General features: G+C 50.2%; 11 protein-coding genes. All 11 read right to left on the bottom strand.

Annotation, left to right across the window (positions count from 1 at the left end; translation table 11 throughout):
* Positions 1–67 precede the first annotated feature (67 nt).
* Positions 68–262: a 50S ribosomal protein L35 gene (gene rpmI, locus FD07_RS09560; protein WP_020090102.1), complete on the bottom strand. Its 195-nt coding sequence runs from the start codon at positions 260–262 to the stop codon at positions 68–70.
* Positions 263–316: 54 nt separating this feature from the next.
* Positions 317–817 (bottom strand): translation initiation factor IF-3, encoded by a 501-nt coding sequence (gene infC, locus FD07_RS09555; RefSeq protein ID WP_027826028.1) that lies wholly within the window; start codon positions 815–817, stop codon positions 317–319.
* Positions 818–1,454: 637 nt separating this feature from the next.
* The gene (locus FD07_RS09550; protein WP_020090104.1) at positions 1,455–2,933 is read right to left on the bottom strand and encodes an MDR family MFS transporter; all 1,479 of its coding nucleotides are present in this window, start codon (positions 2,931–2,933) and stop codon (positions 1,455–1,457) included.
* A gap of 221 nt (positions 2,934–3,154) precedes the next feature.
* The gene (gene thrS, locus FD07_RS09545) at positions 3,155–5,098 is read right to left on the bottom strand and encodes a threonine--tRNA ligase (protein WP_020090105.1); all 1,944 of its coding nucleotides are present in this window, start codon (positions 5,096–5,098) and stop codon (positions 3,155–3,157) included.
* A gap of 746 nt (positions 5,099–5,844) precedes the next feature.
* Entirely contained in the window at positions 5,845–6,771 is a 927-nt protein-coding gene (gene dnaI, locus FD07_RS09535) for a primosomal protein DnaI (RefSeq protein ID WP_020090107.1), read from the bottom strand.
* A gap of 3 nt (positions 6,772–6,774) precedes the next feature.
* The gene (locus FD07_RS09530; protein ID WP_020090108.1) at positions 6,775–8,154 is read right to left on the bottom strand and encodes a replication initiation and membrane attachment family protein; all 1,380 of its coding nucleotides are present in this window, start codon (positions 8,152–8,154) and stop codon (positions 6,775–6,777) included.
* Positions 8,155–8,157: 3 nt separating this feature from the next.
* A complete protein-coding gene (gene nrdR, locus FD07_RS09525) occupies positions 8,158–8,658 on the bottom strand; it encodes a transcriptional regulator NrdR (protein ID WP_020090109.1) in 501 nt (166 codons plus the stop codon).
* Between the two features lie 414 nt (positions 8,659–9,072).
* Positions 9,073–9,708, bottom strand: a complete 636-nt coding sequence (gene coaE / locus FD07_RS09520; protein WP_020090111.1) for a dephospho-CoA kinase — start codon at positions 9,706–9,708, stop codon at positions 9,073–9,075.
* The gene (mutM, locus tag FD07_RS09515) at positions 9,701–10,561 is read right to left on the bottom strand and encodes a bifunctional DNA-formamidopyrimidine glycosylase/DNA-(apurinic or apyrimidinic site) lyase (protein ID WP_020090112.1); all 861 of its coding nucleotides are present in this window, start codon (positions 10,559–10,561) and stop codon (positions 9,701–9,703) included. The genes coaE and mutM overlap by 8 nt, the downstream gene beginning before the upstream one ends.
* A 21-nt stretch (positions 10,562–10,582) precedes the next feature.
* A complete protein-coding gene (gene polA / locus FD07_RS09510; RefSeq protein ID WP_020090113.1) occupies positions 10,583–13,246 on the bottom strand; it encodes a DNA polymerase I in 2,664 nt (887 codons plus the stop codon).
* Positions 13,247–13,471: 225 nt separating this feature from the next.
* Positions 13,472–14,692, bottom strand: coding sequence for an RNA-guided endonuclease TnpB family protein (locus FD07_RS09505; RefSeq protein WP_020090114.1), 1,221 nt, complete (start codon positions 14,690–14,692; stop codon positions 13,472–13,474).
* Positions 14,693–14,849: the final 157 nt, after the last annotated feature.

Here is a 14,849-nt window from a genome sequence, read left to right as displayed (position 1 = left end):
CCTAAATCAATTCAAACATTATGTCGACATTTCGTCGACCCGAAAAATATGTGACCAGCTTACTGGATTACTTTTGCAGTAATTGACGGTAAGTGTTGATCGTCGTTTCGTTCATCATCCGGGTACCACGAAGGTTCCGGCGTTGCTTCTTGGTCTTACCGTGGAAACGGTGAGACGTGTAAGCATTGGCACTCTTGATACCGCCCTTAGCAGTTACTTTGAAACGCTTAGCTGCGGCGCGGTTAGTCTTCATCTTTGGCATAATACGAAATTTCCTCCTTAAATCGGCAGCTTGATGCTACCCAATCAATTCACACTATTTCTCTGCGATGGGCGAAAGCATTAAGAACATGCTCCGACCGTCCATCTTTGGCCGTTGTACAACTGTTGCGACGTCTGCCGTTTCAGCTGCCATGCGATTAAGCACTTCGCGACCAATGTCTTTATGGGTAATTGCCCGACCCTTAAACCGGATTGAAACCCGAACTTTTTCACCCTTAGCCAAGAACTTTTTAGCATTCTTCAGCTTGGTGTTGAAGTCGTTGGTATCAATGGTAGGACTCAAGCGAACTTCCTTGACACTGACCACTTTTTGGTTCTTACGTGCTTCGCGTTGCTTCTTTTGCAACTCAAAACGGTACTTCCCATAGTCCATGATCCGGGCTACTGGTGGCTTAGCTTTCGGTGCAACCAGAACTAAATCGAGGTTTGCGTCTTCGGCGATCTGTAAAGCTTCACTCTTGGTCTTGATACCCAATTGTTCGCCGTCTCCAGCGATAAGCCGTACTTCACGTGCTCGAATTCCCTCGTTGACAATCGTGTCGTTTGCTATGGTAATCCACCTCCAAAATAATCTCGAGAACTGCAGAATCTCACTCACAAAAAATGCGGGAACCTTTGATGATAATCAAACGGCTCCCGCAAGAAATCCAACTAAAATAATCGGATTAACGTGCATATCCAGCCCAGCAGCGTAAGCCACAGGGCGAGAAGCGGAAGCCTCTGCTTAATTTCTCAACTTAACCATCATACCAGCTACCCGGTTTCATGTCAACGGTTATTTGGTGAAAACTTGCTCTCAATCAGCATAACCGTTACTGCCGCCTCCGGCTTCCAGGAATTCCGCCTGCTGTGGGGACCGCCTACAGCCAAAGAGCGGGCTTCCGGCTCGACTTGAAGCTACGCAAAGTTCAGCGCATCTCCAAGCTCGTCCCGTGGTGTAGGTAGGCAAAATACACCTACCAACGCCACTATCACGGCTGGCTCCATCCCTGGCTTCCTGCGGCTACAAATACGTGACGAATTACGACTAGTTTTCCCAACCGAAACGAGTTCATACCACGCTTCCCATTGGCACGATACTAGCCGTCCACTCCAACCACAAATAAGAGTGATGTCATTAGACATGGATGTGAGCTTTTCCAACTTTGATTGGCCTCAGAAACGCAGGACAGCTAATCCGCTCCGTTACCCAATATCTCATCACTATGATCCAAACGATTGATAACAAACGTTAGAACCACAATCAGGAAGCCAATTAGATAGACCCAATGCAGACCATTGTACAATACCTGACGTAGCGCCGGCAATAGCCGCGTTGGTAGACCACTGGCCGTTTGGGGGTTAATCAATCGGTTCATCATCGCCATGCTGGTTCCCGGATGATGTTGTAGACTCTGTTGCATCCCCGTGTTGAGGATAATACCGAAGATGGAAACCATTAGTGCCTGCCCAATTGTCCGACCGAGCGTGTTAAATGACGTTGCAACCCCGACATTTTCCGCCGAGACTAACCGTTGTGAGGTCAGGGTGGTGGCCGTCAGTGCGATCCCAAAGCCAAACCCATTAATTGCTGTGATCACGAAGAACCAGCCAAACGGTGCTTTCATTGGCAACAATGCCAAGGCAAGCCCAGCCACTAGAATGAATGAGAGACTGAAGTAGAGGATTCGCCGCGGCGTCCATCTTGCGAGGAAGTAACCGGTGGCAAATGCCCCAACTACCCACAGTAAGGAGTTCGGTGTCAGCGCTAGTCCGGCCACTGAGGCCGAAACGCCGTGAATTCCTTGCCCCCAGGTTGGTACGTAGACGGTCAACGCCATCAAATAGCCATTGATCAGTGTCGCAATTGCATTCTGAACAATAAACGGCCGGTTCTTGAAGAGTTCCAGTGAGATGATTGGATCTACTGCTCGCCGTTCACGCCGGATAAATAGCCACAGACTCAGGCCACTGATGACCAGCCCACCGACGAATCCCCACCATCTGATGGGTTGACTACTAAGCACCTGAAAACTCAACATCAGGCTAAGTAGACACAGCATCAGCCAAAAGCTCCCGAGATAGTCGATGCTCTCCGTCCGCAATCTCTTGGGCTCGTGTAAATATAATTGGAATAATACCATGGTAATTAACCAAACCGGAACGTTGATGAAGAAGATCCAATGCCAGCTTAGCTTATCGATAATGATGCCACCCAACAGAGGTGCCAATACGGCGGCAATCCCCCAGGCGGAGTTGGTGATACCAAGAATCTTCGCCCGTTTTTCTAGTGAATAAATATCGGCAATGATTGTCATTGAAACTGGTAACAAGGCACCCGCACCAATCCCCTGAATCGCCCGCCAGAAGATCAGCACCGGCATGCTATTCGCCAGGCCGCTCATGGCGGACCCGACGATAAAAACAGCCAAGCCAAATTGCATGACTGGCTTACGCCCAATCACATCGGCTAACTTGCCGTAAATCGGTGTCACCATCGCCGTTGCCAGCAGATAGATTGAAAACACCCAGTTCATTAACGCCACACCATGCAGGTTCCCCACAATCGTAGGTAGCGCCGTCGACACGATAGTTCCCTCAATCGCGCTCACAAACGTTGCCACGTAAATGGCAATCGTCACGGCAAGCACATTGGTTTTGGGTTGTGACATATCCCAAACATCCCCCTCTCAAATCCGAAAAGCAATCCAACTTCTTCTATATTAATTAGTTATTTATGTGGCCTAAAGCCCCACGTATCGGGCCAGCCTACTTAACACGCTACCACTTTTCACCCTGTATCGCTAGACTAAAAAACGGGGCCACCATTTCTGGTGACCCCGTTCCTTCTATTCTCTGGTTATGCGCCAGAAACTTATTTTAAAAGTACCTGTTAGTTTTCTTCGCGACTGTATGAAGCGATGTCGCTCAGGATTTCCTTGACGAAGGCGTCACTGCTCATAGAGTTACTGTCGTCTTCCCCGTACTTCCGGACAGAGACAGTGCCATTAGCCATTTCGTCTTCACCAACAACCAACGTGTATGGAATCTTGTGGGTTTGGGCATCCCGAATCAGGTAACCCATCTTTTCACCACGCTTGTCGACGTTGACCCGAACATCAGCAGCCTTTAATTCAGCAGCTAACTTGTCGGCATAAGCACCATGCTTTTCTTCGGAAACAGGAATGATGGTAACTTGCTTAGGAGCCAACCAAGTTGGGAAGGCACCCTTGTAGATTTCAGTCAGGTAAGCGGTGAACCGTTCCATCGTTGAAACCAGGCCACGGTGAATCATAACTGGACGGTGTTCTTCACCATCGGCACCGACGTAGTGTAAGTCGAAGCGTTCTGGCAACATGAAGTCCAATTGGATAGTTGAGAGCGTTTCTTCGTTCCCAAGGGCCGTCTTGGTTTGGACGTCCAACTTAGGACCGTAGAAGGCTGCTTCCCCTTCGGCTTCAACGTAAGGCAAGCCAAGGTCATCCATGGCACCCTTCAACATCTTCTGTGCGTTGTTCCACATTTCATCGTCATCAAAGTACTTTTCAGTGTTCTTAGGATCACGGTAGCTTAACCGGAACGTGTAGTCCTTGATATCAAAGTCTTTGTAAACTTTAACCATCAAGTCCAGGATGCTCTTGAATTCGTCTTGGATTTGTTCTGGAGCAACGAACGTGTGACCATCGTTCAAGGTCATTTCACGAACCCGTTGCAAACCACTCAGGGCACCGGACTTTTCGTAACGGTGCATCATCCCTAATTCGGCGATCCGCAATGGCAATTCACGGTAAGAACGGATGTGGTGGTTGTAGATTTGAATATGGCTAGGACAGTTCATTGGCCGTAATTCAAGTTGTTCGCCATCACCCATGTCCATTGGTGGGAACATGTCTTCACGGTAGTGTGCCCAGTGACCGGATTGCTTGTACAGATCCAGGTTAGCTAAGACTGGCGTGTAAACGTGTTGGTAACCGTTGGCAACTTCCTTGTCGATGATGTAACGTTCGATCGTACGACGGATGGTAGCACCATTTGGCATCCAGTATGGTAAGCCGGCACCAACCTTAGGATCAACGAAGAACAAGTCCAGTTGGTTCCCGATAACCCGGTGGTCACGTTCGCGGGCTTCTTGGCGCTTAGCTAAGTCAGCGTCTAAGTCAGCTTGCTTGTAGAAGGCCGTCCCGTAGATCCGTTGGAGCATTGGATTTGAGGACTTGCCTTGCCAGTAAGCACCAGCAACGGAGAGTAACTTGAACTTCTTCACGTCACCCGTGTTAGCTAATTGGGCACCGTCACTTAAGATCTCGTGGTCGCCAATCTTCAAGAAGTTAACTTGGTCGCCATCAACGGCTTTGATCAAGTCAGTCGTGTAAGGATCGTCCTTGGCCTTAGCCAAAGCGTCATCCTTGCTAACGGCGATGCGTTCGATAGCAGACTTGTCGGCAATCAGCTTTTCAACGATTACGGCAATGGCGTCTAATTCATCAACACTGACTTGTTGGTCATCCTTGTCGGTATCCACGTAGAAGCCATCTTCGTCGGCACTAACTTCGCCCAAACGAATAGCTGGGAATTCCTTCTTCAAGGCGATCCGTACCAAGGCAGCCGTAGTGTTCCGGAGAACAGTCAGACCATCTTCATCGCTCTTCGTGACGATTTCGATGCTACCGTCATGTGCGATTGGGGACAAGTTGTCGATCAACTCGCCGTCCAACTTAGCAGCGACAGCCTTTTTGCCTAAACTAATTGAAATTGACTTAGCAACGTCTTCTGGCGTGGTACCAGCAGCGAATTCTTTAACGTTGCCATCTGGAAATTTAAGTGAAATACTTGCCATAATTTTCAATCTCCCTTATTGATTTTGGGTCAAACTACGAAAAAATCCCCAGTGCCAAAGAAGGCACTGGGGACGTCATTAACGTGGTTCCACCCGATATTTTTCACGAGACTGATCCCGTGAACTCTAATCGTCGATAACGGAACGGACCGGCCAGAAATTTCCTTCCGACAGCTTAGGAAAGCGGTAATGCTAGCGGGCGCTAAGTCGGCTTCCAAGCTAGACCAACTCTTCCTGTGAACGTCGCCGCGAGCACCATGTCTTTCGTCATAGCTCGTGTGGTTTCATTGACTATTAAACACTTGCGACTAAATATTGTCAAGCGGTGTTGGCAAAAAAATATCGGTCAACGATCTGTCTGAGGTTGACCGCGCCTCCGGGATGGTGAAAATGAACCGTGACGCTGTGGGCGGACGGCTAAAGCCATAGCGCGGTCTTTAGCCTTATCCCTAAGCCTCTAAGGAACGAGTCTCAGGGACACCAATTCACTAACCGGCATAAGCCTTCGCCGGCAAGTGAATTCCCACGGCTGGGCCGATTTGCACCACCCTCACAGCTAACATAGTTTGAGCCGCCATTTTTTACCAAGCTAGCGTGACCGATAAAATAATCGCCATATTCAGTCAATAAAGCCTCAAATAAATCAGCAATAATAAAACCCGTCCACAAAAGTTAGTCCCACGTAGACGGTTCGTTTTATCTTCAAATTTTCCAGTCTTTCTGGGGGTCAACCCCATTCCAACGCCCTACTGCGGCCGCCGGTTGACGCCGACCATCGTGATTTCTCTGGCGAGGAAGCGAATCCGTTGCATCAGCCGTTGGGCCTTTAGCGGTTCGTCATCCCCTCGTGTCGAGATGCGCAGGTGTTCCTTTTCCAATTGGGCCATGGAGAAGTTGGAGCTGAAGAACGTTGGGAGTTCCTCTTGCATCCGATATTCCAGGATAACCCCCAATACATCGTCTCTGACCCAAGCCGACATGGCGTCCGCCCCGATGTCATCGATCATCAGGACCGGTGACTTCTTCAAGGCATCGAGTTTTTCAGCCACACCGTTCTGGGCAATTGCATTCTTCATTTCAACCGCGAAGCTTGGGAAATGAACCAGCGTGGTGGAGAACCCATCCGTTGCCAGTTGGTTGGCCACTGCCGCGAGTAAATAGGTCTTCCCAACACCAAAACTACCAGCCAAATAGAGGGCTTGGTGCCGCCGTTTCGGATTGGCCTCGTAAGCATCCACGAAGTCCAAAGCGGCCATCAAGGCTTCGGCCCGGTCGGTATCCTGGTCAAAGTTTGCCAGCGTTGCCTCACGAATACTCTTCGGCATGGCGATTGACTTCACCCGCTGGCGAAGCTGCTGTTGTGCCTGCTTTTCCAGCGTATCCGCCGTCGGGACGTAGGCCACGTCAATCAGGTGATTGGACACAATCAGCTGAGGCGCATACCCGGTGGCAAAGGTCTCGCCACCCTTGGCTAACTTTTCCCGTTCCGAAACGAATTCATAGAGTTTCGCCGCCGAACGGGTCATGACATCCTCGGCCAGTTCGGCTTTATTTTCCTGGTAAAACTGATTGACCTCGGGATCGTCGTAAACTTTAGCCATCAACTGACGGTAATTGTCATTCAAATGTTGCTGACTCATGAGCTTTTGCATGGTCTTGCTTAAATCTTCCATCTGCTAATCCTCCTTCCCCTTGCTACGCGCTTCTAGTCGCGCAATGCGTTGCTGTAATTGTTTCTGCTGCTCGTCAGTAAGCTTTGCGGTCGTTGGTGCCTGAGCTGCGCCACTCGGCTTCTTCGCCCAGTCTGGCAACGTCTCCTTGACCGTCGACTGCTGACGTCGAGAACGACGAGGCTTGCTCAGCGCTTGCTGCCGCTCCCTGATTTTTTGAATCGCCAGTTCCGGCGTACTAACCTTAGACTTGCTCCAATCGTTAGCAATCGTATCTAATAAATTTTTATTCAACGTTGGCTTGTCCTCGTCCACTAAAACGTGATAGATCATCAGATTCAGGACAGACTCGGGGAACAGTTGTCGACTTACCAAGTCCCGAACAATTCGCTGTTCGCCATCCGTTACGAAACCACCGGTACTCTGCTTGATCCCCTGCAGAAACTTCACCGGAGCTGATGCACTGGCGACCTTGATCAAGGCCTGCTCGGCGCTGGAAGCACCCTTGGCTGTAGAAGCGGCGGCTGACGGCATACTTGCTGCCGAACTAGCCGGTGCGCTCACTGCCTCGCCGCGATGCTGATACCCGAAGGCCTGGGCCACAATGCGCTTGAACTGTTCCGGATTGAAAATGTTGGTTGCCAAGTCCGTAGCCTCGCCAATGTAGCGAGCCATGGTCGGTTCATCCAAACCATAGGTTGCGTGCTCCGTCAGCAATAACTGACGGTACTTACCGACGGCGCGAGTGTCCACGAAGGACCGCTCTAACAGTTCTCCTAACAGCTTAAAGTCAAATTGAACCTTATCCGCGGACAAGTCCGGCGCGCTACTAGTCGTCGTTAAATTCTGTCGATTACTCGTCACCACTTCGGGGATATCACGCAACTCATCACCATCCACATGGAAGACGTCCAGAAAGTTCTTCGTAATATTTTGTTCATCGTCACTGGACCTTGCCGTCACAGTGTTCGCCGTAACCAGCGCTTGGTACAGGTCCTCACCCACGACGCCCAGCAACTGAACACTCAACAGGTCATCCTTAAAGAAGTCCTGCGGCGCAAGCGGTGCATGTAACTCGTAGACGAAACTAGAGAGATCGCCCTCCGTCTTTAACCGCGTCGTCAGGAGACCCGTTGCCTCTAACCGTAACCGCGCCGCGTACAGGTGAGCTAGGTCTAAACCCAGCTCCGCTAGTAAAATAGCGTGGCGCTTATAGGTCTCGCGTTGTGGGAGCCAAAAAAGGGCCGAGAAGAGCCCCGTGGCACTCGGTCCAATGATCGGTTGGTAGAGCTGCGTTAAGGTTTGCCAACTTTGGTCGGTCAACCGATCCGCCAACCGAACCAAAAAGCCCGTCTTTGGCTGCAATTGGTGCCAGGAATCCTCCATGCCTTATTTCGCCTCGCTTTGCCGGTCTGTCCGGTCCTTAGCTTTTGCTTTATCTTTATCCATCATGTCTTTTAATTCGTTGAAGAAGACCCCAGTATCCTTGAACTGCCGGTAAACACTGGCAAAGCGAATATAGGCGATCTCATCAACGTCGACCAACCGGTTCATCACGTATTCCCCAATCAATTGACTGGAGATTTCGTTGACACCGAGTGCCCGAATCTTATTTTCAACTTCATCAACGATCTTCGTCATGACGTCCATCCCCACCGGCCGTTTTTCAGCCGAGCGAATGATGCCTCGCAAGATCTTTTCGCGATTGAATTCCTCACGCGTGCCGTTCTTTTTAATTACCAACAGCGGTGTCGCTTCGACCCGTTCAAACGTCGTGAACCGAAAGCCACAGCTCTCACACTCACGACGCCGGCGGATGACACGTCCATCGTCGGTCGGTCGACTATCGACGACCCGCGATCCATTATGATGACAGTGCGGACACTGCATTTTGGTCACCTCATTTTTTCATTGGTTACTTGATTATCTAATGCTTTACGTTGGTGAAAATTGTCGCCTTCGGCTGCCAGGGATTCCGCCTGCTGTGGGGACCGGTAAAAGCCTGAGAAACGGTCTTTTACCTCGTCTTGAAACCTCGCCAAGTAACGGCGAGTTTCCACGCACGTCCCATGATGTAACCCCGGGAAAAACCAAACGCCCGGGCTAACATCATCGACACGGCTGCCTGCATCCCTGGCCTCCTGCGGCTAAGCTAGTTTTTACCACTATCGTTCAGACTCTCCTGATCATCACTGAAACCATCCGTGACCAGTGGCCGCAAACGATGTTACTAAACGACTTATCGATTGCACGTTAACGGACAACTTTGCCGTCCTAGATTCACGCGACCAGTTACTCCGCCACTTAATCTAGCTCTTCAGCCAAGACTGCTGCCGATGAGCCTAAATTAGTGGTGTCAAGCCATTCTACCACTTGTTGGCGCGTTTGGGCAATCGTTCCCGCGTTATCGATGACCACATCGGCCAACGCGACCTTCTTGGCGATGGGCCACTGCTGGTCCATTCTAGCCTGGGCCGCGGCTTCACTTAGGCCATTGCGAGCCATCAACCGCTGTCGTTGGATTGCCGCCGAGGTCGCCACCACCATCACGTGATCGACCAGATCGACCAGGTAACCAACTTCATAAAAAGTCGGTGCATCAATGACGATACCCGTCGCGTTCTGAGTGCGGTACAGCGCCAATTGACGTTGAATTTCCGCCTGAATCAGCGGGGTCGTAATCGCTTCTAAGCGACGTAACTCTTCTGGTCGGCTGAAGACGAGTTGCCCCAACTTTTTACGGTCAAGACTGCCATCGGCTCGGCGGAAATTTTCGCCAAAAGTGGCACAAATTTGCTGGAGTCCCGGTGTTCCCGGCGCCACTACTTGGCGGGCAATGACATCGGCGTCGATAATCTTCAGACCAGCCAGACTTAGCCAGTGGCTGACCGTCGACTTACCGGTAGCGATGCCACCAGTTAATCCCCACACCTCAGTCATCTTTGATTTCCTCTAATGCCTCTGGTGGGTAAGACTGGCAGCGGGGGCAGAAATGCGTACCTCGCTGGGCAACCTTGATCTTCACAATCTCGGTACCACAGCGCTCGCAGGGTTCCCCCTCGTGGCCGTAAACGTGCAAGTGATTTTGGAAGTTACCCGTCTCGCCAAACGCCGTCGAAAACGTATGCACCGTGGTCCCGTGACCCTTAATGGCCATGGCAATCTCGGCAATAATATTTTGACGTAGCGTGGCCAACTGATCCTTAGTCAACGTATCGGCTGGCGTCAGCGGATTGATCTTAGACAGCCAGAGAACCTCATCTACATAGATGTTACCAAGTCCGGCAATCCGCGATTGATCCAGCAAAAATGGTTTGACCACCTTATGTGACTTGCCAAACACCTGTTGCATATAGGCCAAGGTCAAGGTGTCTGCCGTGGGCTCTGGTCCTAACTTGCCCAACGACGGCAGCTCGACGCCTTCCGTCCCCGTCTCGACCAGTCGCATTCGGCCAAATTTACGGGTATCGTTGTAGCGCAACTCACGATTGTCGGTCAAATGAAAAATAACGTGTGTGTGTTTGGGAATCGGACTTCCCTCCGGCTGCACATCATACTTACCTTCCATCCGCAGGTGCGACACCATCGTGAGGTTACCGCTGAACCGAAAGAGTAAGTACTTCCCGCGCCGATCGATCTTTTCAATTTTGCGTCCAATCAGATCAGCCGTAAAAATCTCGGCGTCGGGCCGGACCATCTTCGCGTAATAGACGTCCACGTGATCGATCGTGGCCCCTTGTACTAAGCGGGTCAGCCCACGTCGGACCGTTTCAACTTCTGGTAATTCAGGCATACTGCTCTCACTCCTTTACGACTACTTGGCGTCGTACCAAGTTGGGCCGTAGTGGCTTTCGACCTTCAATGGAATCTCAAGGTCGATGGCGGAATCCATGACGCTTGGTACTAATTTAGCTAGCGTGGCGATCTCTTCGGCAGGAGCCTCAAAGATCAACTCATCGTGAACCTGCAGTAACATCGTGGCCTGCATGTCCTTGACGGCATCTTCCATGCGAATCATTGCAATCTTAATAATATCTGCGGCACTCCCCTGGATTGGCGTGTTCATCGCTGTCCGCTCGGCGAAAGACCGTTGGTTAAAGTTTCGCGAATTAATATCTGGTAAATACCGGCGACGGTGGGCAATCGTTTCAACGTAACCCAACTCATGAGCTTGTTGAACCATCCGCTCCGTATAGGCCTTAACACCGGGATATTCCTCGAAGTAGGTATCGATAAAGTTCTTCGCCTGCTTGCGCGAAATACCGATATTTTGGGATAATCCAAAATCACTGATGCCGTAGACGATTCCGAAGTTAACGGCCTTGGCCTGCCGCCGAATATTTGGCGTGACCTCGGCATCCGGCGCCATCTTGAAGATTCGCCGAGCTGTAGCCGCGTGAATATCTTGCCCTTCCTTGAAGGCTTCCTGCATGTTGGCATCGTGGCTCATGTGGGCGAGCACCCGCAATTCAATCTGTGAGTAGTCAGACGAGAAGATCTGCCACCCCTCATGCCGAGGGACAAAGGCCTTGCGAATTGCCCGGCCTTCTTCGCTTCGAACGGGGATGTTTTGCAGGTTAGGATCGACTGAAGATAGTCGCCCGGTCTGCGTCAACGTCTGCAGATAGCGAGTGTGGACCTTCTGATCCTCGGGATGGATGACCTTCAAGAGGCCTTCCACGTAGGTCGACTGAATCTTAGCAATCTTCCGGTAGCGCAGAATGTTCTCCGCAATCGGGGCGTCGGCCGCTAGCTTCTCTAGCACACCGACCGCCGTAGAATAGCCGGTCTTGGTCTTCTTGATAACGGGCAAGCCCATCTTTTCAAAGAGAATGTGTCCCAACTGCTTGGGGGAACCAATGTTAAATTCTTCGCCGGCTTCCTGATAAATCGTCTGTTCAATCTCGGCCAATTGTTCAGTAAACTTACTGCCCATGGCTTCCAGTTCACTTGCATCCACGGTGATCCCGGCAATCTCCATCCGGGCGAGAACAAAGCTCATTGGGAGTTCAATCTCACGGTAGAGCTGTGTTTGTTCGTTTTCATCCAAGCCTTCAAAGAGCTTTGGCCGCAACTGTTCAATGGCGCGCGCCTTCCGTGCCAAATGCTTAAAGAAGACCTCGTCATCGTCAGGAATAGCGCGCTTGGCACCCTTGCCGTAGACGTCCTCATCGGTTGCAACCTGGTCGTACCCGTGTTCCATGGCCACACGACCCAGGTCGTTACTGTTGTCGTAAGTGTTCAGTAGGTACGAGCACAATAACAGGTCACAGTCGACACCGGCTAAAGTGAGACCTAAGCGATTTAAGCCCACGTAAGTCCGCTTAGCGTCAAAGACTTGTTTGGCTATGTCAGCGGACGTCAGGATATCCTTCAGCGGTGCCTGTTGTAAGAGGCTGACATCGCGACTGACCCACCACTGGTCATCGTCACCAATGGCAAATCCGGCAAATTCAGACGTGTGATAGTTCTCATCTGGCATTTCCAGATAAAATTCACAACCATCGGCGGAAAAGTCTGGTAAAGCCGCCACATTTTCCGCAGTCAATACCGTGTAGTCAATGTCTTTGAGACCCGGCGTTGCAGTTGGCGTCTCGCCTTCAAAGTCCATCTTGTTGAGGAACGTCCGGAAATCCATCCGTTGGTAAAAGGCAATCAAGTCTTCGCGGTTTGGTCCTTCGTAAACTAAGTCGTCAACTTTCTTTTCGACTGGTGCATCGCGATTGATTGTGGCTAATTTTTTCGCCAATAACGCTTGCTCATGATCAGCCACCAGATGTTCCTTGAGCTTTTTAGCCGTGATGTCATCGATATTTTCATAAATGCCCTCGACACTCCCGTACTTGCCGACTAAGTCGACTGCCCGCTTAGGCCCCACGCCGGTCACACCAGGATAGTTATCGGAGTTATCGCCCTGAAGCCCCTTGATATCAATAATCTGTTCGGGAGTCACACCCATCTTTTCCTTGACGTAAGCTGGGGTGTAGCGTTCAATCTCGCTGACCCCTTTCTTGGAAATGGCAACAGTCGTGTGGTCGTTGGCCAGCTGTGTAAGGTCCCGGTCACCGGTCACGATGGTCGTTGTAAAACCATTGGCCTCCGCCTGCTTGGCCAGCGTGCCGATGATGTCATCGGCTTCGTAATCAGGGAGCTCATAAGTCTGAATGCCCCGGGCCGCCAAGAGTTCCTTGACGTAAGGAAATTGTTCGGAAAGTTCGGGCGCGGTCTTGGCCCGGCCACCCTTGTAGTTGTCATACATTTTCGTCCGGAACGTGACCTTACCAGCATCGAACGCCACCAAGACATGTGTCGGGTCCACATTCTTTAACATGGTTTCCAACATCGTGTTGAAACCGTAAATGGCGTTGGTGTGCAGCCCTTCACTGTTGGTGAAACGCCCCAACGACGTGTATAACGCGTAAAAGGCCTTGAAGGTCACACTGTTGCCGTCGATCAATAATAATCGTTTGTCCGCCATAATTCGCTCCTCCCGAGTGGCGCCTATTGTTGGCCACTCGCGTATTCTGCTTATATTTTACCAAAGATAACTCAAAATCCGAAGTCAATTGTCCCTGAATACAATTCAGAGGCTTGTCGCTCGCGTGTCTGGCGACACAGTAGTCCAACATACCCGTTAAAGTACTCCTACTCGTAGTGGCAACATCATCGGGTAATTGACGGCTACCCGTTTAGCTATCAGGATCTACCCAATAGCCGTTAGTTTTGTAATCTTTGGGTGCTTGACGCCGCTCAACCAATCTTGTCCAAGCTTCTTAATATTCATTGCCCCTAATCGGTCATCGTTACAACGATACTGGCATTGTTTACACCAATATTCATGAGTCTCGTGATGGCGATTAGTTTTCTCAACTAGGCCGCACTTCGGGCAGCGCTGTGAGGTAAATGCCGGATTCACTTTCACAACAGTGCTTTGAATAGTCTGGGCCTTATACGTTAGGAAAGATTCTAACTGGAAGAAAGCCCAGGAACGATGACTATTACGCAGAGACTTAGGCAGGTCATCGGTGTTGAATGTTACATGAGTTAAGTTTTCCAAAACGAAGAGCGTATGCGAACCGTATGCCGCAACGAGTGTCTTAGCTAACCAATGGTTCACATCGGTCATCCAGCGGTTCTCTCGTTGAGCTAGTCGCTTCAATTTTTTCTTGGAAGACTTGGTACCTTTTCTTTGTAGTTGTCGGCGGGTCTCTAGGAACTTCTTCCGCTTACATAAGACTTTGCGACCGTCAAAGAACAGCGTCTTTCCCGCACTATCAAAGGTGGTTGCTAGAAAGCGCAGGCCACGGTCAATTCCTACGATTGTAGGACTTTCCTTAGCATCAAAGTCACTAACTTGCTTCGTGACGCCAATGTGTAGAAACCACTTACCATGATTGTAGACTAATTTTGCGGTACCGAGTTTCCAATCTCCACGGAAATAGTCTTCGAAGCCTTTGTCGGTAAAACACATCTTTGTCCGCTTACCCAAGGTGGTGATTGAGATTTGTTTCATCTCATCCACAAAGGAATAGTTTCTTTGGCGAACTAAATCTACCTGTGGTCGTCGAAAATGGATGGGTTTCACCAGCCAAGTCAAGTCCCTGGGAACTTGAATCCATTTATTATCCTCGTTCTTATAACGGTAAGGATGTTGTTTCATCTGTTCCTGAACAGTTTTGTACTGCGCTGCGACCGTCCGAAAAACAGATTGGACCATCTGACTGTTCAATTGCGATTTCTGTCTGAGAACTTGGTACAGCTGGTGATTGATTTTTAACCAACTTAACGGAAAATCGTGATCAAATATCCATTGACTGACACTATTAGCTAATCGCTGATACTCTCGGCTCATTGCTAAGAGATCCGCCGACTGATTGTTGTCTGGATAGAGTCGTAATTTAATCGTTCGACCTAATTTAGCCAATAGCTACCTCCTCTGAAGATTGGTCTAAGTATACCATGTTTAGCCGCCAAACAGGGGAACGTATGTTTTGGAAAACGTAAAATTCTAGCATTTATCCTGCGATTAAAATCGCAGGTTTCCTGCTTGATCTTTAATGGCGAATTTTATAATCAAGTTA

Origin of the sequence: Levilactobacillus parabrevis ATCC 53295, assembly GCF_001434055.1 — a bacterium.
Classification (GTDB): domain Bacteria; phylum Bacillota; class Bacilli; order Lactobacillales; family Lactobacillaceae; genus Levilactobacillus; species Levilactobacillus parabrevis.
Note: the sequence above shows the minus strand (reverse complement) of the source record. Positions and strands in the feature narration are given on the sequence as shown.